Origin of the sequence: Nakamurella alba (genome assembly GCF_009707545.1) — a bacterium.
GTDB lineage: Bacteria > Actinomycetota > Actinomycetes > Mycobacteriales > Nakamurellaceae > Nakamurella > Nakamurella alba.
The window spans coordinates 17,710-37,850 of record NZ_WLYK01000008.1; the positions used below are offsets into that span (position 1 = coordinate 17,710).

15 protein-coding genes are annotated in these 20,141 nt (G+C 72.0%); 7 read left to right on the forward strand and 8 right to left on the reverse strand.

Annotated elements, in window-relative coordinates:
- The first annotated feature begins 65 nt into the window (after positions 1-65).
- From GIS00_RS17910 to xylB, 4 genes are all read left to right on the forward strand, one after another.
- A complete protein-coding gene (locus GIS00_RS17910) occupies positions 66-851 on the forward strand; it encodes an ATP-binding cassette domain-containing protein (RefSeq protein WP_154769839.1) in 786 nt (261 codons plus the stop codon).
- Positions 848-2,140, forward strand: a complete 1,293-nt coding sequence (locus GIS00_RS17915) for a sugar ABC transporter permease (RefSeq protein ID WP_154769840.1) — start codon at positions 848-850, stop codon at positions 2,138-2,140. The genes GIS00_RS17910 and GIS00_RS17915 overlap by 4 nt, the downstream gene beginning before the upstream one ends.
- Before the next feature lie 361 nt (positions 2,141-2,501).
- The gene (locus GIS00_RS17920) at positions 2,502-3,734 is read left to right on the forward strand and encodes an ROK family protein (protein ID WP_196073343.1); all 1,233 of its coding nucleotides are present in this window, start codon (positions 2,502-2,504) and stop codon (positions 3,732-3,734) included.
- Positions 3,735-3,996: 262 nt separating this feature from the next.
- Positions 3,997-5,388, forward strand: a complete 1,392-nt coding sequence (xylB, locus tag GIS00_RS17925; protein WP_322098091.1) for a xylulokinase — start codon at positions 3,997-3,999, stop codon at positions 5,386-5,388.
- A 252-nt stretch (positions 5,389-5,640) separates the two neighbouring features.
- Here the strand turns inward: xylB and GIS00_RS17930 are convergent, their stop codons facing one another.
- The 6 genes from GIS00_RS17930 to GIS00_RS29060 all read right to left on the reverse strand — a co-directional run bounded on the left by GIS00_RS17930 (position 5,641) and on the right by GIS00_RS29060 (position 12,063).
- Positions 5,641-6,096, reverse strand: coding sequence for a methylglyoxal synthase (locus GIS00_RS17930; protein WP_154769843.1), 456 nt, complete (start codon positions 6,094-6,096; stop codon positions 5,641-5,643).
- A gap of 218 nt (positions 6,097-6,314) precedes the next feature.
- Entirely contained in the window at positions 6,315-7,502 is a 1,188-nt protein-coding gene (locus tag GIS00_RS17935) for an MFS transporter (protein WP_196073344.1), read from the reverse strand.
- 331 nt (positions 7,503-7,833) lie between these two features.
- On the reverse strand, positions 7,834-8,784 hold the full coding sequence (gene galE / locus GIS00_RS17940) for a UDP-glucose 4-epimerase GalE (RefSeq protein ID WP_154769845.1): 951 nt from the start codon (positions 8,782-8,784) through the stop codon (positions 7,834-7,836).
- Positions 8,781-9,593 (reverse strand): DeoR/GlpR family DNA-binding transcription regulator, encoded by an 813-nt coding sequence (locus GIS00_RS17945; protein WP_322098092.1) that lies wholly within the window; start codon positions 9,591-9,593, stop codon positions 8,781-8,783. The genes galE and GIS00_RS17945 overlap by 4 nt, the downstream gene beginning before the upstream one ends.
- Positions 9,594-9,703: 110 nt before the next feature.
- A complete protein-coding gene (locus tag GIS00_RS17950; protein WP_154769846.1) occupies positions 9,704-11,314 on the reverse strand; it encodes a flotillin family protein in 1,611 nt (536 codons plus the stop codon).
- Between the two features lie 227 nt (positions 11,315-11,541).
- Positions 11,542-12,063: an NfeD family protein gene (locus GIS00_RS29060; RefSeq protein ID WP_154769847.1), complete on the reverse strand. Its 522-nt coding sequence runs from the start codon at positions 12,061-12,063 to the stop codon at positions 11,542-11,544.
- A 75-nt stretch (positions 12,064-12,138) separates the two neighbouring features.
- Here GIS00_RS29060 and ilvA point away from each other — a divergent pair, with 75 nt between their 5' ends.
- From ilvA to GIS00_RS17970, 3 genes are all read left to right on the forward strand, one after another.
- Positions 12,139-13,425, forward strand: coding sequence for a threonine ammonia-lyase IlvA (gene ilvA / locus GIS00_RS29065; RefSeq protein WP_322098093.1), 1,287 nt, complete (start codon positions 12,139-12,141; stop codon positions 13,423-13,425).
- Positions 13,425-14,516, forward strand: coding sequence for a glycoside hydrolase family protein (locus GIS00_RS17965; RefSeq protein WP_154769848.1), 1,092 nt, complete (start codon positions 13,425-13,427; stop codon positions 14,514-14,516). The genes ilvA and GIS00_RS17965 overlap by 1 nt, the downstream gene beginning before the upstream one ends.
- Positions 14,517-14,894: 378 nt before the next feature.
- Positions 14,895-16,208, forward strand: coding sequence for an acyltransferase family protein (locus tag GIS00_RS17970; protein WP_154769849.1), 1,314 nt, complete (start codon positions 14,895-14,897; stop codon positions 16,206-16,208).
- A gap of 392 nt (positions 16,209-16,600) precedes the next feature.
- Here the strand turns inward: GIS00_RS17970 and GIS00_RS26985 are convergent, their stop codons facing one another.
- Positions 16,601-18,310: a S8 family serine peptidase gene (locus tag GIS00_RS26985; RefSeq protein WP_196073345.1), complete on the reverse strand. Its 1,710-nt coding sequence runs from the start codon at positions 18,308-18,310 to the stop codon at positions 16,601-16,603.
- A 235-nt stretch (positions 18,311-18,545) separates the two neighbouring features.
- Positions 18,546-20,141 (reverse strand): Ig-like domain-containing protein, encoded by a 1,596-nt coding sequence (locus tag GIS00_RS17980; protein WP_154769850.1) that lies wholly within the window; start codon positions 20,139-20,141, stop codon positions 18,546-18,548.

The window sequence follows — 20,141 nt, forward strand, 5'->3', positions numbered from 1 at the left end:
GTGATCCCACCCGGGCCACCGGTGCCGGTGCGCCCCCGCAGCCGTCCCGTCCCCGAGGAGTCCCCATGACCGCCGGCACCACCCCCATCCTGCAGTTGCGCGGTGTCAACAAGAGTTTCGGCGCGGTGCAGGTGCTGCACGACGTCGACCTGTCCATCTGGCCCGGTCAGGTGACCGCGCTGGTCGGCGACAACGGCGCCGGCAAGTCCACTCTCGTCAAGTGCATCGCCGGGATCCACGGGATCGACTCGGGCGACTACATCTTCGACGGCAACCCGGTGACGGTGCACAGCCCGCGCGATGCGGCGGCGCTGGGCATCGAGATCGTCTACCAGGACCTCGCGCTCTGCGACAACCTGGACATCGTGCAGAACATGTTCCTGGGTCGCGAGCCGCGGACCGGGCTGCTGCTGGACGAGGCGTCGATGGAGACCAAGGCCCGGGAGACGCTGGCCTCGCTGTCGGTGCGCACCATCTCCTCGGTGCGCCAGCAGGTGTCCTCGCTGTCCGGCGGCCAGCGGCAGACCGTCGCGATCGCCAAGGCGGTGCTCTGGAACTCCAAGGTCGTGATGCTCGACGAGCCCACGGCCGCACTGGGTGTCGCGCAGACCCGGCAGGTGCTGGACCTGGTCCGTCGGCTCGCCGACGCCGGTCTGGGCGTGATGCTGATCAGCCACAACATGAACGACGTGAAGGAGGTCGCCGACCGGATCACACCGCTGTACCTGGGCCGGGTGGCCGCCGACGTCGCCGCCTCCGAGGTGAGTACCGGCGAGATCGTCGAGCTCATCACCACCGGCCGGACCGGCTCCATCGGTCTGCCCCGAGCCGTCGCGCAGGAGTCCGCATGACCACCCCCGGACTGTCCAAGAAGCCCTCGGGCGACTCCGAGCTGGAGGCGCGCACCGCCTTCTCCGGCGACACCGTCGCCGCGGCCACCCTGGGCCAGTACTGGCAGGGCTACCGGAACAAGATCCGTTCCGGCGACATCGGTTCACTGCCAGCCATTCTCGGTTTCCTGGTGCTGGTCATCGTGTTCAGCGTGCTGCGGCCCTCCACCTTCCCGACCGCGCTCAACTTCGCGAACCTGCTCACCCAGGCCGGCGCGATCTGCGTGCTGGCCATGGGTGTCGGCTTCGTGCTCCTGCTCGGCCACATCGACCTGGCCGCCGGCGTGACCGGCGGTGTCGGTGCCGGCACCATGGCCATGCTCATGCTCAAGGCCGGGTTGCCCTGGTACCTCGCCGTTCTCATCGCCCTGGTCGTCGGCATCGCGATGGGTCTGGTCACCGGCTTCCTGGTCACCAAGGTCGGCATCCCCAGCTTCGTGGTGACCCTCGCGTTCTTCCTGGCCTGGCAGGGCGTGCTGCTGTGGATCATCGGCGAGGGCGGCACCGTCCCGATCAACGAGCCGGTCATCGTCGCGATCGCCAACAAGAACGTCCCGGTGATCGCCGGCTGGATCATCGTGATCCTGTCCATCGCGGTCTACGCCGGTATCAGCCTGGCCGTGTGGAACGGCCGCCGCGCCAAGAAGTTGGTGAACCCGCCGCTGCCGGTGGTGGTGCTGCGCATCGCGGTCATCGCGCTGCTACTGGTCCTCGCCACCTGGCTGCTGTCGGTCAACCGCGCGGTGCGCCCGCCGACCGTGCTGGCCGGGATCCCCTGGGTGGCGCCGCTGGTCGCCGTGCTGCTCGTCATCTGGACCTTCGTGCAGAACCGCACCGCTTTCGGCCGCTACGTCTACGCGGTCGGTGGCAACGCCGAGGCCGCCCGGCGGGCGGGTATCCGGGTCGCGTTCATCACGATCAGCTGCTTCGTCATCGCCTCCGGCATGGCCGTGCTGTCCGGCATCATCGCCGCCTCCCGGCTCAACTCCGTCACCCCGGATGCCGGTGCCGGCAACACCCTGCTGTACGCGGTGGCTGCGGCGGTCATCGGCGGCACCTCGCTGTTCGGCGGCAAGGGCAAGGCGCGGGACGCGATCATCGGTGGCCTGGTCATCGCCGTCATCGACAACGGACTGCGGCTGCTCGGGTCCGACGCCAAGATCAACTACATCCTCACCGGTGTCGTGCTGCTGCTCGCCGCCAGCGTCGACGCGCTGACCCGGCGGCGCCGGGCCTCCGCGGGGAGATAGCCGGACCACCCGGCCACCGTGCCCGGCAGGCGCCGGCGAGCGCCGGCGCCCGCCGGGCGGCGATGGGCGCTGCCCGGCAACCGTGGGCCTGGCCCGGGAACACCTGGGCATTGGTCGGAAACACGGGGCAGTGCCCGGGAGCACCTGGCATTGCACGGACACACAGGGCAGTGCCCGGGAGCACCCGGGCATGACTCGGAAACACAGGGGCATGGCCCGGGAGGAGACGGGCACGGCCGCGAACGGACGGGCGCGCCCGGTAGCAGACGGGCACGGCCGGACGCACCTGGACGCTGCCGGAGAACAGACGGACGGTGCCCGGACACAGATGTCGAGCGAGAACCCGGCGTGGGGAGGTCGCATGCGCACCACCGGCGGAGCCGGCAGCACCGGCGGGACCGCGCCCGCGCACCAGACCACGGTCCGCAGGATGAATCTCGCCCTGCTGCTGAAGAACCTGCTGGCCGACGGCCCGCGCTCGCGGGCCCGGCTGGCCGAGGACACCGGTCTCACCAAAGCCACCGTCTCGAGCCTGGTCGCCGAGTTGGGCGAGCGCCGGCTGGTCAGCGAGGGCGGCATCGACCGCGGCAACATCGGCCGGCCCGGCCGGATGGTGCAGATCGACACGTCGGTGGTGCGCTGCATGGGGCTGGAGATCAACGTCGACTACGTGGTCGCGGTGATCACCGACCTGACCGGGCGGGTCCGCTACCGCCGCCGGTTGTCCGTCCCGCTGCGGGATCTCGGCCCGGCCCGCGGCCTCGGCGAGGTCGCCGACTTCGCCCGCAGCTCGGTGCAGGAGAGCGGCTGCGCGCCGGAACAGGTGGAGACGCTGCACGTCTCGGTCCCCGGCCTGATCGATGTCGAGGCCGGCGTCCTGTCCTACGCGCCGAACCTGCACTGGCGGCAGGTGGACGTCGTGCACTCGCTGCTCGGCCGGCTGCAGTGGCACCACGCGCGGGTCAGCGTGGACAACGACGCGAACCTGGGCGCGATGGCCGAGTACACCACCGGCCGGTCGGCAGGTACCCGCAATCTGCTCTACCTGGTGGGCGACGCCGGTGTGGGCGCCGGCCTCATGGTCGACGGCCGGATCGTCCGCGGCCGCATGGGTTTCGCCGGCGAGGTCGGGCACATGCCGGTCGGCCGGCCGGAGAAGTTGTGCGGCTGCGGCCGGCGCGGCTGCTGGGAGTCCGCGGTCGGGTTGGCCGCCGTGGTGGACGGGGTCCCGGGCACCGCGCACGCCCCCGGTGACCTGGGCAGCCGGTTGGACAAGGTGGAGCGGTTGGCCGCCGCGGGCGACCCGCAGACCCTCGCCGTCCTCACCGAGGTCGGGGTGTGGCTCGGTCGCGGCGCCGCCCTGCTGGCGAACGTGCTGGATCCGGAGGTGATCATCCTGGGTGGCCACTTCGCAGCTCTGCAGCGGTATCTCGGCCCGGCGGTGCGCACGGAGATGCGCGAGCGCGTGGTCGCCGAGCCGCAGACGGTCCGGGTCGAGTTCTCCGAGTTCGGCTCGGAGGCGCCGGCCCTGGGCGCGGCACACGCCGGGATCGACCTGCTGGTCGGCGACCCGACGCTGGTGGCTGCCCGGTGACCGGCCAAAGCCGGTCGTCACCCGTGACCCGCCGCGACGCGGGTAGTCGTCCGGTGACCGGCCACGTCGCCAGTGGTCGCCCGGTGACCGGCCACTACACCGGTGATCGTCCGATGACCGGCCACTACACCGGCGGTCGTCCGGTGACCGGCCACGTCGCCAGTGGTCGCCCGGTGACCGGCCACAACACCGGTGATCGTCCGGTGGCCGTACGTTCCTGCCGGGGTGTGCGTCCGGTCCGGAGTCAGGGGATGATGGCGAGGTGAGCGAAACCCTGGTTGCCGGCATCGACTCGTCCACCCAGTCCGTCAAGGTGCTGCTGGTCCGTGCCGAGGACGGCGTGGTGGTCGACCAGGCCAGCGCGCCGCACCCCGGCGGCACCGAGGTGCACCCGGCGGCGTGGTGGGCCGCCCTGCAGGAGGCCGGTCGCGGCCTGCTGGACCGGGCCGCGGCCATCGGCGTCGGCGGGCAGCAGCACGGCATGGTGGCGCTGGACGCGGACGGCGAGGTGGTGCGCCCGGCGCTGCTCTGGAACGATCTCCGGTCGGCGCCCCAGATCGACACCGTGGTCGAGCATCTCGGCGGCCCGCAGGCGTGTGCCGACACCATCGGATCCGTCCCGCCTGCCTCGTTCACGGTGACGAAGCTGCGCTGGATGGCCGAGCACGAGCCGGAGAACGCGGCCCGCACCGCCTCGGTCGCGCTGCCGCACGACTGGCTGACCTGGAAGCTGGCCGGTGGTACCGAGGCCGGCGCCGACCTGATCACCGATCACGGCGAGGCCTCCGGTACCGGGTACTACTCGCCGGCACAGCGCGCCTGGCTGCCGGAGGTCGCGGCCTGGGCACTGGGCCGGGACACCGCACCGGTGCTGCCGCGGCTGGTCGACCCGGGCGCGGTCGCCCTGCGCACCCCGTCCGGTCAGGTGCTGTCCGCCGGCACCGGCGACAACATGGCCGCCGCACTGGGCCTGGCCATCGCCGACGGCGACGTGGTGGTGTCCATCGGCACCTCCGGCACCGCGTTCTGCGTTGCCGACGCCCCGACGGCCGAGCCGACCGGTTCGGTGTCCGGCTTCTGCGACGCCACCGGGCGTTACCTGCCGCTGGTGTGCACGGTCAACGCCTCCCGGGTGCTGGCCGTGGTGGGCACCCTGCTCGGGGTGGACCACGACGAGTTCGCCCGGTTGGCGCTGGCCGGCGAGCCGGGTGCCGGCGGGCTCACGCTGCTGCCGTACCTGGACGGCGAGCGCACGCCGAACCGGCCGGACGCGACCGGTGTGCTGCGCGGCCTCACCTCCGGGGTGACCCGGGAGAACTTCGCCCGCGCCGCGGTCGAGTCGCTGCTCTGCTCGCTGGCCGATGCGGTGGACGCGCTGGACGTGAAGCCGAACCGGGTGCTGATGATCGGTGGTGGGTCCCGGAACGCCGCGGTGCAGCAGCTGGCGCCGTCGGTCTTCGGCCAGCAGGTGCAGGTGCTGGAGCCGGGCGAGTACGTCGCGCTGGGCGCCGCCCGGCAGGCCGCTTGGGCGCTCTCCGGTGCCGCCACCCCGCCGCTCTGGGCGCCCGCGCCGAGCGTTGCCTTCGAGGGCGAGCCGCAGCCACGTGTCCGCGAGCAGTACGACGCCCTGCGGGACGCCACCGTCGGCTGGTAGGTCGCACCAGGGCCGCGGGTCAGGTCTTCGCCGGGCGACCCGCTCCCGCCCGGAGTCCGGGCATGATCAGGCTCCGGCCGCGAGCGGAACCCCGCGGCCCGATCGTCGAGTGCGGCTGCCGGGTCCCGGCGGGCGACGCGCTTCCCGCATCCGACCGGCCCGGGGCCGACACGACCCTCGGGCTCGCGGGAAATCGGCGGTCCCGGTTGGCCGAGCGCTCGTGGTCGGGCCGCATCCGTGACATCTGTCCGTTCAGGCGGCGCGGGGGAACTCCGCCTTTCCGGTGGCCGGTCGGTCGTGCTCCGGTCGCGCCGGGACGTAGTCACCGGCCAGCAGTGGCGAGGAGATGATCATGTCGGCGGTGGCCAGGTTGCTCGCCACCGGCACGTTCCAGACGGCGGCCAGGCGTAGCAGTGCCTTCACGTCGGGGTCGTGCGGCTGCGGCTCCAGCGGGTCCCAGAAGAAGACCAGCAGGTCGATCAGCCCCTCGGCGATCTTCGCGCCGATCTGCTGATCACCGCCCAGCGGTCCGGACAGGAACCGGTGGACCGGCAGGCCGAGCTCGTACTCCAGCATGGTGCCGGTGGTACCGGTGGCGAACAGTTCGTGCTCGCGCAGCGTGCCGAGGTTGAACTCGGCCCAGGTGAGCAGTTCGACCTTCTTGTTGTCGTGGGCGACCAGTGCGATGCGTCGTGGTGCGTGTGTCATGCAGGAGGGACGGGTCACCGGCGGCGTGGGTTGGGCCGGCGAGAGAGTGCTCACTCCGGGAACCCGCACAGCGCTAGCTCACATCGCTGCAGCTCGCAGCGGTACAACCGATCGGCAGCGTGCTGAGCCGCGCCCGGCGGCACGGTGTCGGCCCCCTGCCGGCGCCGACTTCCGTTCGTCGATCAACAGGGCAGCGGCGCCGGGTGCGGCGGCGCGGTTCAGCGCGGCGTGCTGCGCCAGGCGGGCAGCAGGGTGGCCGCGACCAGCGCGGCGCAGCCGGCCAGCACCGGCCCGAGCCCCGCCCCGGCGGCCACCGCCCCGATCAGCAGGGCGCCGACCGCGGTGCCGGCATCGAAGGTGGCGTTCCACAGCGCGCTGGCGGTGGCCCGCCGGTCGGGGCCGGCCAGCACGAAACTGACCAGCAGCGAGAGGTTCTGCACCGCGCCGTAGCCGACGCCGAGGATGGCGGCGCCGACCAGCACCATGACCGTCCTTGTGGGGCCGGGATCGAGCAGCAGCCCGCCGGACATCAGCAACAGCGCCACCACCGCGAACACCAGACCGCCGACGAGCAGCGGCCGGGAGCCCGTGCGGTCGGCGAGCACCCCGGACCGCCAGCGGGCGACCGCCGAGGTGAGCCCGAACAGCAGCAGCGCCACCGTGGCCAACGATCCGGACGGCAGCTGCACCGGCAGGATCGCCAGCAGGCCGCCGCCGATCATGGTGATCACCAGCAGTACCAGGGTGATGCCGGTCAGCGCGCCGACGGGGACGCGGGCCCGTCCGGCCCCGGGATCCCGCGGGTCCGTGGTGACCGGGGCCGGTGCCGGGAAACTGCGGATCAGCGGCAGGGCCAGCAACGGCAGCGCGCCGATCCAGGCGACCACGGCGAAGTGCCCGGCGGTGGTCAGCGCCACGGACAGCGGGATCGCGATCAGGTTGGGAATCGCGATCGCGAGGCCGTAGATGCCGATCGCCTCACCGTGCCGCCCCGGTGGCGCTATCTGGGTGGCGACGATCGGCATCAGCACGGTGACCACCGCGAAGCCCAGACCGCGGATCGCCGAGACCACGAGCAACCACCACAGGTCCCGGTCCAGCAGCAGCAGCGGGGTGGGCGCTCCGAGGGCGATCAGGCCGGCGGCCAGCACCACCGGTTGGCCGAACCGCCGGACCATCGCCGGCACGAACAGCTGGGTGGCCACCGTCGCGGCGAGCATCACCGTGGTGGCCAGGCCGGCCAGCCCCTCCGGCACCCCGCCGTCGACCGCCCAGAGCGGGATCGAGGACAGCGTGACGAAGAAGCCGCCGAACGAGAGCAGCGCGAGCACGATCTGCCGGCGCAGGGCGGGCAGGTGCCAGAGGGAGGACGAACCGGGTTGTTCGGACCGTGTGGTCGGGGGCATGGCAGGGGCCTTCATGACAGCCGCCGGAGGCGGCATGGTCCCCGAAAGGCCCGGCCGGGGGTGTCGTCCGCTGCACGGGGTAACGAGGAGGTCCCCGGAGGGATGGGTGCAGCCTACCGGTGCAACTCGCTTGTCCGCCCGACCGCCCCTGGTTGCCGCCTCCACCGTCGCGAGTCGCCGGTGCAATCGGCGCGAGTCGCCGGTGCACTCGGCGCGCAGCCGATGGTGCTGTCGTCGGTGGTGCGGCCTGTGGTGCGGCCGGTGCAGTCGTCGGTGGAGCGGCCGGTGTCGGTGTCCGTCGGTGTCCGTCAGTCACCGGTGCGGGGGACCGCTACCGGGAGCGGGTGAACTCCCAGGCATCGGCGACCATGCGGCGCAGGTCGTGCTCGGGTTCCCAGCCCAGCCGCGCCTTGGCCCGGTCGGCCGAGGCCACGAGCCGGGCGGGATCGCCGGCCCGGCGCGGGGCCGCCGCCACCGGCAGCGGCAGCCCGGTCACGTCCTCGACGCAGGAGACCACCTCGCGCACCGAGAACCCGTTGCCGTTGCCGAGGTTGCAGATCAGGTGCTCGCCGGGATCGGCGGCGGTGAGCGCCAGCACGTGCGCCCTCGCCAGGTCGGCGACGTGCACGTAGTCGCGGACCGCGGTGCCGTCCGGGGTGGGCCAGTCGTCGCCGTAGATGTCGAGCTTGTCCCGGCGGCCGTCGGCGGCGTCCAGCGCGATCGGGATCAGGTGGGTCTCGGTGGTGTGCCGCTCGCCGGCGCCCCAGGCCGCGCCGGCCACGTTGAAGTACCGGAGCGACACCGCGGCCAGCGGTGTGGCCGCGCACTCGTTCGAGATCATCATGTCCACGGCCAGTTTCGTGGCGCCGTAGGTGTTGGTCGGCCGGGTCGGGGTGTCCTCGGTGATCGGCACGACGTCGGGTTCGCCGTAGGTGGCGGCGGTCGAGGAGAACACCAGCCGCGGCACCTCGTGCTCGGTGATGGCGTCCAGCAGCGCCCGGCTGCCGATGACGTTGGTGTGCCAGTAGAGCGACGGCCGCACCACCGACTCGCCGACCAAGGACTTCGCCGCGAAGTGCAGCACCGCGTCGAAACCGTTGCCGCGCAACACGTCCCCGGCGGTGGAGATGTCGCCGACCACCAGTTCCACCCCGTCGGGCACCGAGTCGGAGTGACCGGTCGACAGGTCGTCCAGGATCGTCACCGCGTGGCCCTCGGCCAGCAGCAGCCGTACCACCACGGATCCGATGTAACCGGCTCCGCCGACCACCAGGGTCTTCATGCTCGTCGTCCTTCGTCGTGTTCGGCCGGGGGATCCGGCGTGGGCAGCAGGATGACCTCGCCGACCTGGTCGGCGAGGACCTCGGCCGCGTGCGGCTCGAGATGGTCGTCGGTGATGAAGGTGGAGATCGACCGCAGCGGCACGATCTGGGCGAGACCCACCACGCCCCACTTGGTGTGGTCGGCGACCACCACCAGCCGGCGGGCCGATTCGACCAGCGCACGGTTGGTCTCCGCCTCCATCAGGTTCGGCGTGGTGAGCCCGGCGTGCTCGTCGACGCCGTGCACACCCATGATCACCATGTCCACCCGGAGCGACCGGATCGCCTGCACCGCAACGGGTCCGATCAACCCGTCGGACGGGGTGCGGAGCCCGCCGGTGAGCACCACCGTCAGGTCCGGCCGCTCGTGGTGGTGCAGCACCTCGGCCACCTTGAGCGAGTTGGTGACGACGGTGAGGTCCGGCACCTCGGCCAGGTGCCGGGCCAGGGTCCAGGTGGTGGTGCCGGCGGTGATCGCGATCGCCATGCCCGGGCGGACCAGCGTCGCGGCGTGCGCCGCGATCGCCTCCTTCTCCTCCAGTTCGCGGACGCTCTTGGTCTCGAAGTCCGGCTCCACCGCGGTGACCGTCTCCACCGCGGTGGCGCCGCCGTGCACCTTGGCGAGCAGTCCCTTGCGATCCAGCGCATCCAGGTCCCGCCGCACCGTCATGTCCGAGACACCCAGCAGCACGGTCAGATCCGAGACCCGGACACCGCCGGTGCGACGCACCTCGTCGAGGATGCGGGCCTGCCGGACCTGGGCGAGCACGGTGCCTCCTCCTGGTCGCCGCCTGCTGGGACCGGGTCAACCTAACAAACAGAACCGCACATCCGACTGTGAGGCTGTGTGTGATCCCTGTGGCTCCCCGACCGCCCGGATCAGCGGGTGGTGCCGTCGATCGGCACCGACTCGATGCCCTTGCCGTTCCCGCTCCCGCTCCCGGCGGCCGCTGTCGAGCCGGCCGCGGTGGTCCCGTTCCCGGCCTTCGCGGTCGCCCGGTCGGTGACGGCCTTGAGCAGCGCGGTCAGGTCGGTCCCGGTGAGGTCGTTGGTCAGTGCGATGCCCTGGGCGACGGTGCCGGCCACCGACCGGGTCAGCGACTGCGCACCGTCGGCGCTGATCACGGTCATCTTGTCGACCGCGGCCAGCGGCTTGCCGGCTGCCTCGACGATCTCCGGGAGCACCTTGACCAGCAGGTCCAGCACGGCGGCCTCGCCGTAGGTGGAGAACGCCTGCGCCCGCAGGTCCATCGCCCCGGCCTCGGCCTGGCCGCGTGCGGTAATCGCGGACGCCTCCGCGGCGCCCTCGCTCTCCACGGCCTCGGCGATCGCCTGCCGCCGGAGCCGCTCGGCCTCGCCCTTCTTCGCGCCCTCGATCGCCTCGGCCTCGGCCAGCGCCGACCGCCGGGACCGCTCGCCCTCACCGGTCAGCTTCGCCTGCTCGGCGGCGGCCTGTGCGGCCGCGATGGTGGCCTGCCGGTCGGCGTCCGCCTTCGCGATGGTGGCCCGCTGGTTCGCCTCGGCCTGGGCGATGGTGGCCGTCTTGCGGCCCTCCGCCTCCTGCTCGATCCGGTACCGCTCGGCGTCCGCCGGCTTGCGCACCTGGGTGTCCAGCTGCCGCTCGGTCAGTGCCGCGGTGCGCTCGGCGACCTTCTCCTGCTCGGTGAGCACCCGCTGGTCCTGCGCCGCCTTGGCCAGCGGACCGGCCGCGTCCGACTCGGCCTTCGCCGCGTCGATCTCGGCCGAGATCTGTGCCTGCTTCAGGGCCAGCTGGCGGTTCGCCACCGCGATGGCCTCCTCGGCGAGCAGCCGCTCCTGCTCGGCGGCCTGGCGGGCCCGGGCCTCGGCGATCGCCGCTTCCTTGACCACCCGCGCGGCTTCCGGCCGTCCGAGATCCGCGAGATAGGTTCCCTCGGCCTGGATGTCCTGCAGCTGGAAGGTGTCCAGCACCAGACCCTGGCCGGTGAGCGACGTCTCGGCCTCCTCGGCGACCGCCGAGGCGAAAGCCGCCCGGTCCCGGATGATCTCCTCGATGGTCAGCCGGCCGACGATCGACCGCAGCGCACCGGCCAGTACCTCGGAGGTGAACACGTCGATGCCCTGCTGCTGGTTGAGGAAGCGCTGGGCCGCGGCCCGGACGCTGGACTCGGACCCGCCCACCTTGACGATGGCCACGCCTTCCAGGTCGCACTTGACGCCCTGCTTGGACACCGCGCCCCGGATGCCGACCGGGATCCGACGGCTGGACAGGTCGATGGTGTTGAGCTTCTGCACGATCGGCAGGACGAAGACGCTCGCCCCCATCACGACCTTCTGGCCGGAGGAGTCGGTGGAGATCTCGCCGGTGGCGGAGGTGGTGCTGTTGCCGCGGCGGCCGGTGACCAGGAAGGCCTGGTTCGGGCCGGCCACCTTGATCCGGGACAGTACGAGCAGGACCAGCAGCACGACGAGGACGACGATGCCGCCGATGGCGATCAGGACGGGTGACATGGGAAGGGCCCTTTCTCGGGGTCTTTCTCGGGTGGTGCTCAGGTCTCGTGGTGCTCAGGTCTGCTGGTGTTCAGGTCTCGTGGTGCTCGGTCTTGCGGTGCTCAGGTCCGGTACTGCTCGGGATCCGGTGGTGCTCGGGTCGGTGCGGTGCTGCGGTGCGTCCCGAGTGCCCGGCCGTCGGAGGCCGTCCGGCGCGACCGCCGGACGTGGCGGGGTCGGCCCCGCACTCACGGTGCGACCGAGACCACCTCGACCGACGTGGCCGACGGGGTGCCGATCACGTAGACCGGCGTGCCCGGAGCGAGCGCGTCCTCCGCGCGGGCGTTGTACTTCAGCTGCTGCCCGGCGACCGACAGCCGCACCTCGCCCAGCCCACCGGCCGGGATCGCGCTGATCACGACGCCGAGCGCGCCCATCAGGTGCGAGTCGGACAGCGTCTCGTCGGTGCGCATCCGCATCAGCGCGCCGGCGAACCGGACGACCAGCCAGGCCAGTGGGACGGCGGCGACCAGCCCGATCCCGATGGACCCGGTGATCCGCCAGGCCTCCGGGATGCCGTCCAGCACGGTGGCCGCGATGGCTCCGGCGAAACCGCCGCCGCCGATGAACGCGCAGAGCGCGGGCAACGAGAACGGACCGTCGGCATCCGGGTGCCCGAGGTGCGAGAAGTCGCCGATCACGAGCGCGAGCAGCAGCAGGACGACCCCGGCCGCGCCCACCAGGAGGAGGGTGAGCACGAACGGATCCACACAGGAATTTTATCGTCCGGGCCGCTCCGCCGGGCCGGAACGGGGGAACCGGTGACGACCGGGCAGGATGGTCCGGTGACCAGCACGAGCACCCCGGCAGCGCCCCCGTCCGCCACCTCCGATCCGCTCCCCACCGGCGCGGACATCGCGGCGGCCGCCCGGCGGATCTCCGGCGTGGTCGCCCGCACCCCGCTGGAACGGTCGGACCGGCTGTCCGCGCTGACCGGGGCGACGGTCTACCTCAAGCGCGAGGACCAGCAGCGGGTGCGCAGCTACAAGCTCCGCGGCGCCTACAACCTGATGGCCCAGCTCGGCCCGGTGGAGCGGGAGTCCGGGGTGGTCTGCGCCAGCGCGGGCAACCATGCCCAGGGTGTGGCGTACGCCTGCCGGGCCCTGGGCATCGACGGCACCATCTACCTGCCGCGGACCACCCCGCGCCAGAAGCGGGACCGGATCCGGGCGCACGGCGGTGACCAGGTCGAGCTGATCATGGTCGGCGACACCTTCGACGACGCGGCCGAGGCGGCGGCGCGGCACGCGGGGCGCACCGGTGCGGTGCCGGTGCCGCCGTTCGACGATGCGCGCACGGTCGCCGGGCAGGGCACGGTGGCCGTCGAGATCCTGGAGCAGCTCGGCGCGGCCCCGGACGTGCTGGTGGTGCCGGTGGGCGGTGCCGGGCTGATCGCCGGGGTGGCCACGGCACTGGCCGACCACCCGCAGGTGCGACTGGTCGGGGCGGAACCGACGGGTGCGGCGTCGCTGACCGCCGCGCTGGCCGCCGGCCGCCCGGTCCGGCTGGACCACATCGACCCGTTCGTCGACGGCGCTGCCGTCCGGCAGATCGGCGCACTGCCCTTCGCGGTGCTGCAACGGCGCCCACTGGAGGTGATCGCCGTGGACGAGGGCGCCATCTGCACCGAGATGCTCGGGCTGTACCAGAACGAGGGCATCATCGCGGAGCCGGCCGGCGCGCTCTCGGTGGCCGCGCTGCGGGCCGTCCGGCCGCGACCGGGTCAGACCGTGGTCTGCCTGGTCTCCGGTGGCAACAACGACGTCTCCCGGTACGGCGAGGTGCTCGAGAGATCGCTCGTGCATGCCGGTCTCAAGCACTACTTCCTGGTCGACTTCCCGCAGGAGCCGGGCGCGCTGCGCCGGTTCCTGGACGAGGTGCTCGGGCCGGACGACGACATCACCTTGTTCGAATACGTGAAGCGGAACAACCGGGAGACCGGGCCGGCCCTGGTCGGCATCGAACTCGGTGCGCCGGAAGGGCTTCCGGGTCTGCTGGAGCGGATGGCGAGCGGCCCGATGCAGGTGGAACGGATCGATCCGGGCAGCCCCGCCTACCGGTTCCTGACCTGATGCCCGGCCCGCTCCCCACCGTCGCGGAGCTCCTCTCCAGGATCGACTTCGCCGCTGGGACAACACTTCTGGTGCCGGACGATCCCCGGCCCGGGTCGTGGGTCGGCGGTCCGTCGGCGGTGGTGGACGGCGAAACGATCGTGCTGGCGTACCGGATGCGCCGGCCGGTGGGGGAGGGCCGTGGCTTCGCGAACGTGATCGCGGTGAGCGAGGACGGCGAGACCCCGCGCACCGTCGCGGTGATCGACCGGGAACGGCACGACTGCGACTCGCTGGAGCGACCGTGCCTGGTGCGCACGCCGGAGGGGCGCTGGCGGCTGTACATCAGCTGCGCGACGGTCGGCAGCAAGCACTGGCGGGTCGACCTGCTGGAGGCGGACACCCTCGAGGGGCTGCCGGATGCGCCGCCGCGCACCGTGCTGGCCGGTGACCCGGCGGTCGTCGCCGTGAAGGATCCGGTGATCCGGTGGGTGCCGGGCGCCGATGAGGCCGGTGCTGCCGGGAAGGCCGGTGCTGCCGGAAGGGCGAGTGCCGCCGGAAGGGCCGCTGCCGCCGGGAGTGCCGCTGCCGCCGAGGGAGCCGCTGCCGCCGGGAGTGCTGGTCTCGCCGACATTGCCGGTCACGTCGTCAGCGCGGGCGAGCAGTCAGGGACGTGGCACCTGTGGGCCTCCTGCCACCCGCTCGACGACCCCGATGCCACCGACCGGATGACGGTGGATCACGCCACCTCCACCGACGGCATCGACTGGACGTGGCAGGGCACCGTGCTCACCGGAACAGCGGGGACCTGGGACGCCCGCGGTGTGCGGCCGGCAGCACTGCTGGACGTTGCCGACGGGCTGCTGATGTTCTACGACGGGCGGGCCTCGGCTGCGGAGAACTGGGAGGAACGGACCGGGGCGGCCCTCTCGGCGGGCGTCGACGGGATCTTCCGGCCGGTGGCCGCCGCACCGGTGTTCGTCTCGCCGGAGGGGTCCGGGGGCCTGCGCTACCTGACCGCGGTGACCGATCCCGGGTCCGGTCGCACCCGCATCTTCTACGAGAGCGCGCGCACCGACGGCGGTCACGAGCTGCGGACGCAGCTGCTCTGAGGGCGTCGCGGCCCCCGTGGCCGCCCCGCTCGGCCGGTTGGCCAGAACGACCCGGCGCTGTGCGGTCACAGGCGCTCGCTCGGTCGCGCCGAGGCGTGCGAGGGTGTCCGGGACCGTTCGGACTTCGGGTGACGGACGCCGTTCCCGGCGAACGGTGGATGTGCCCGTCACCGACGGTCATTGCTGACGGCGTTGCGGTGGCGACGGCGGTGCCATCCGGGCTGCTGATGCCTCTGCAGACGTAGCGGCAGAGTGCTGAATTCCCCACGACCGGATGCCGGAGAACCACCGTTCCCGCAGGTCCACGGGTTGTGAGCAGGCTGTGGAACCGGGCAATCCGGGCCCTACGATCCCCGCAACCACAGGGCGGGAGGTCGGATGGCACAGGGACGTTCCCAGCAGATCCCGTCGCTGGACGGGCTCCGCGCGTTGGCGATCGGGATCGTGGTGTGGGGCCACGCGGGCCTGCCGCAGTACATCGTCGGGTCCACCGGGGTGACGATCTTCTTCTTCCTGTCCGGCTACCTCATCACCACGCTGCTGCGCCGCGAAGCCGAACGCACCGGAACGATCTCGATCAGGGACTTCTATCTGCGCCGGACCTTCCGCATCCTGCCGCCGCTGTACGTCGTGCTGGTGGCCGCGATCGTGATGAGCCTCGTCGACGTGCTCCCGGACCGGATGTCCGGCTGGGGAGTCACCTCGGCCGCCACCTTCTGGCAGAACTACTACCTGATCGGCTCCGGCCGTGAGGGCATCCCGGCGGGGATGAACGCGCTGTGGTCGCTGGCGGTCGAGGAGCACTTCTACCTGGTGCTACCCGTGCTGTACCTGGTGCTGCGGCGGACCCGACTGCGCCGGCTGGGCCAGGCCGGGGTGCTCGCCGGGATCTGCGTGGCGATCCTGGTGTGGCGCACGTGGCTGGTCACCCACGGCGCCGGTTACGACCGCGTCTACCTGGCGACCGACACCCGGGCCGACGCGATCCTCTGGGGATCGGTGCTGGCGCTGGCGTGGAACCCGGTGCTGGACATGCGTCCACCGCGGCGGAACTGGCCGTGGACCCTGGTGGCCGTGGCCTCGTTCGCCGCGTTCTGGGGGATCAGCGAACTGCCCGAGTCGGTGGTGATGTCGGTCGGGTACACCGGCCAATCCCTCTGTCTGGTAGGTGTTTTCGTGGCGGTGGTCCTGGCCCCGCGGTCGCTGCCCGGCCTGGTGCTCAACTGGCGGCCGCTGGCCTACATCGGCGTGCTCTCCTACTCGCTCTACCTGGTGCACCGTCCGGTGCTGATGGTTGTCGAGCAGTACGTACATGCGCCGAAGGTCGTCGAGCTGCTGCTCGCCGGGGTGCTGATGCTCGGGGCGGCGCTGCTGCTCCGGGTGGCGGTCGAGAAGCCCTTCGAGAAGGCCCGTCGACGGTTCCGGCAGGGTGCCGCAGCTCCGGCTGTGACGGCCGGCGACGCTCCGACAGCAGCGACGGTCGGGGCCGGAGGGCCTGGCGGGGGCGCATCGGTACCGGAGCAGCGCACCCCGGTGCCCGGGCAACGCACATCGACATCGGTGCCCGTGCAACGCTCCTCGGTGCCGGGGCAACGCTCGTCGTCGGGCGGCGCCGTGGAGGCGGCCGGGCCGACGGACCCCGTCGCCGGGTCGTCCGGGACGGCGCGGTCCGGATCCGGTACCCCGGTCTGACCCGGCCGGATCCTCGTCAGTTCCGGACGACCGGCCTGATGCCGCGGCTGGTACCAGTGCCGGCCAGGTCAGTGACCTCGTCGACCGGTGTGAGCCGGCCGGATCTCGTCAGTTCCGGACGACCGGCCTGAGGTCGCCGCTGGTGCCGGTGCCGGCCAGGTCAGTGGCCTCGTCGCCCGATGTGAGCCGGCCGGATCTCGTCAGTTCTTGACGATCAGCTTGATCGCTGCAGCTCGCGGTGGTGACGGGCACGTCTCCCGCCTCCGCAACCTCGGCGGTGTACCGGCAGGTTCTCGGAAGTTCTTGACGATCGGCTCGACCGCGGGCCGTTGCCCGGTGGTAGACCCGTTTCGCAGCCTTCGCCGCCAGGGCGGTGCCGCCGGCGCGCTCCGTCAGTTCTTGACGATCAGCTTGACAGCGGCGCTGGTCCCGGTGTTGCCCGCGGCGTCCTTGGCCTTCGCCACCACCGAGTAGGTGCCGTTCGGGAACGTCCTCGAGTTGATCGCCGCCGACCACGTGGTGCCGGACTGTGTCCCGTCGCCCAGCTTGGTCGTCCCGACCCAGAAGCTGACGCCGGTGACCCCGACGTTGTCGGTCGCGGTGGCGGTGAGCGTCACCGTCCCGCTGACCGTGGTGTTGGCGGCGGGCGCGGTGATCACGGCCGTCGGAGCCGTGCGGTCCGGTGCCGGGGTACTGGTCGTCGTCGTGGTGGGTGTCGTCGTGGTGGATGTCGTCGTGCTGGTCGTGCTGGTCGTGGTGCTCGTGCTCGTGCTCGTGGTTGTGGTCGGCGTGGTGGTCGTGCTGGTGGTGGTGCTCGTCGTCGGCGTGGTGGTGGTCGTGGACGTCGTCGGAGTGGTGGTGGTGCTGGTGGTCGTGGACGTCGTCGGTGTCGTGGTCGACGTGGTGGGCGTCGTCGGCGTGGTGGGTGTCGTGGTGGTCGGCGTCGTGGTGCTGGTGGTGGGTGTCGTGGTGGGTGTGGTGGTCGTGCTGGTGGTGGTGCTCGTCGGCGGGGTGGTGGTGCCGGTCACCGGGACGGTGGAGGCGGCGTAGCCGAAGTACTTGCCGGCGACGGGCCGGGTGGGATCGCCGAGGAAGGTGTGCCCGCGCTGCGCGGCGGCGGCGCCCTGGGCGATCAGCGTGGCCTTCGCGTCGGCGACGCTCTTGCCGACGCAGGCGCCGGACGGGCGGTAGCAGTTGAGCGCGACCCCGGACAGGGCGGCGGCGGACATGCTGGTGCCGGCCTGGATGTAGCTGAAGCCGTTGCCCTTCTTGGTGGTCCACGGGCAGACGCCGGGCGCGGCCAGCACGTGCGCCTTGTCGGCCGCCGACACGGCGAAATTGCTCTTGTAGTAGTAGGTGTCGTCCGGGTCGGTGGCGGTGCAGCCGGACGGGACGGTGCCCAGCCCACCGGGGGCGCCGTCGTAGTCGACGACGTTGGTGGCGGTGAGCACCTCGTCGTAGGAGGCCGGGACCAGGGCCGCGAGATCCCGCGACTCGTTGCCGGCCGAGGCGACCACCAGGATCCCGGCGGCGGTCAGTTGACAGACCAGGGCGTGCAGCGGGTCGTTGTTGGTGGCGCCGCAGTTGCCGTCGTCGGCGCCGGTGGTGGCGAGCGACATGTTGACGACCTTGATGTTCTTCGCCGCTGCGTTGTCCAGCACCCACTGCAGGCCGCAGGTGAGTGTGGTCATCGAGCCCTTGAGCTTGTTGTCGAGCACGCGGACCGAGTAGATCGGCGCCCCGGGGGCGATGCCGGCCATGCCCTTGCTGTCGTCGTAGGCGGCGATGGTGCCGGCCACCCCGGTGCCGTGCCCGTTGCCGTCGGCGCCGGAGCCGAGGCCGGTGCAGTCGACCTGCTGCTTGAGGTTGTAGTCGGTGTGGCTGTCCGTGCCGGAGTCGATCACCGCCACTCCGGGCCCGTCCCACGCCGTCCCTGAGCCCACGTTCACCGGGGCCTGGGTCGCTTCGACGGCGCCGACCGCGGGGCGGATGACCTGGGTGCCGGCCGCCGACGCGGAGTTCCAGGCGACCGCGCTCAGTGCGACGGCCGCGACGAGGGCGAAGGCTCCGGCGCGCACGGCACGCCCGGTCGACACAGTCACTGCACATTCCTCCGGAGGACCCCACCTCGGCGGCTCCACGGCGAGCGCACCGTTCATCCGGCACCGTTCGCGGCCCGGCGGACGGAACGAGTATGGCCGAGCCGGGCGCCGGAGGCGTCCGCCGTACGGGGTGTACCTCTCCCGTCCGGGTGAATGCACGTCGCGCTGATGATCACCGTCCGTGCGTGGGTGAGGCCGTGGCGACGCTCTCCAGGTGTCGAGGTCGCTGCTCCGATCAGCGGAGAGTGACGGTCACCGCCGCACTGTCGGCCCAGTTGCCGGCCGCGTCGTAGGCACGCGCGGTCAGCCGGTAGCGGCCCGCCGGGTACTTCGAGGTGTCGACCGTGCGGGACCAGGTGCTGCCGGACCGCGTCCCGTCGCCGAGGTTGACGCCGTTCACGAAGAACGTGACCCGGGTGACGCCCACGTTGTCGGACGCCATCGCGGCCATGGTGACTCGGCCGGTCACGGTCGCGTTGGTGGCCGGCGCCGTGACGCGGACGGTGGGCTTCGTCCGGTCGGCGGCCGTCGTGGTGGTCCTGGACGTCGTCGTGGTGCGCGAGGTGGTCGTGGTCGGCTTCGTGGTGGTCGTGGTGGTCCTGGACGTCGTCGTGGTCGGCTTCGCGGTCGTGGTCGGCTTCGCGGTGGTGGTCGGCGTGCCGGAGGCAGGGGCGTCGGCGCCGGCGATGTCGGCCGGGATCGGGTCGCCGTCGTAGTCCGCGGCGGCCGGCTTGCGGCTGCCGGTCGGCGTGATCCGCACCTGGGAGAAGTCCTTCGCGTGCAGATCGCCGGTCAGCCGGTTGCGGACGTCCAGCGTCCCGGTCCGGTTGCCGTTCTTCCCGGCGGCCCCGGGCGTCTTGCAGAGTCCCTTGTTCCAGTCGAGGATCACGCTGTTGGTGATCGGGGCGTTGCAGTCGGTCAGGTAGCCGACAGTGTTCCGGTCGAACACCGCGCCGGGCGACCCGAGCCGGATGTTGCCGTCCATGAAGGTGTTGTTGCGGACCACGACCCGGGTCGACTGCCGGTCGCGCAGGTCCAGGGTGTTGCCGTTGCCGCAGTTCTTCGAGACCACCAGGCAGCCCTGGATGAAGTTCGACTCGATGGTGACCTCGTCGACACCCCAGCCGCTCCCGGTGGAGAAGATGATTGCCGAGTTGTAGCAGTTGGCCATGTTGTTGCCGCGCAGCACGATCTTCGTCGAGTCGAAGATCTGGATGCAGTCGGAGTGGTAGCCGCCGGTGCCGTTCTGGTCATAGTCCCGGATGGTGTTGCCCTCGACGAGAGCGTTGGTGGCGCGGGCGATCTGGATGCCGTCGATGGAGTGCCCGCCGCGGAACTCGTTGTCCCGCACCACGACGTCCTCGGAGCGCAGGAACATGCCGCCGCCGATCACCTTCGACCGGGTGACCGTGGTGCCCACCGCCGCCGCCTGGATGTAGAAGTTCAGCGTGACCGTGACCCCCTGCCAGTTGGCGTGCGGCGCGTAGGTCTTCAGGATCCGGAAGCTCGGCACGGCGCTGCCGGCCGGCCGGATGGTGATCGGTGCGTTCGCCGTGCCGGTGCCGCCCTTGACGTCGACGTCGCCGTAGGACCCGCCGGCGAGCAGCACGGTGTCACCGGCGGCCGCCTTGCCGACCGCGGTGACCACGCTGCACGGCCGGGACGAGGTGCAGTCGGTGCCGGACCCGGACGGCGAGGCGGACAGCGACTTCCCGGCTGCGCCCGAGGCGGGCGCGAGAACGACGACGGAGGTGATCCCGGTGAGCAGGGCGGCCAGCGCGAGCAGCCACCGGCGGAGCGGGGACACGGAGCCGTGGCGGGGGGCGTGCAC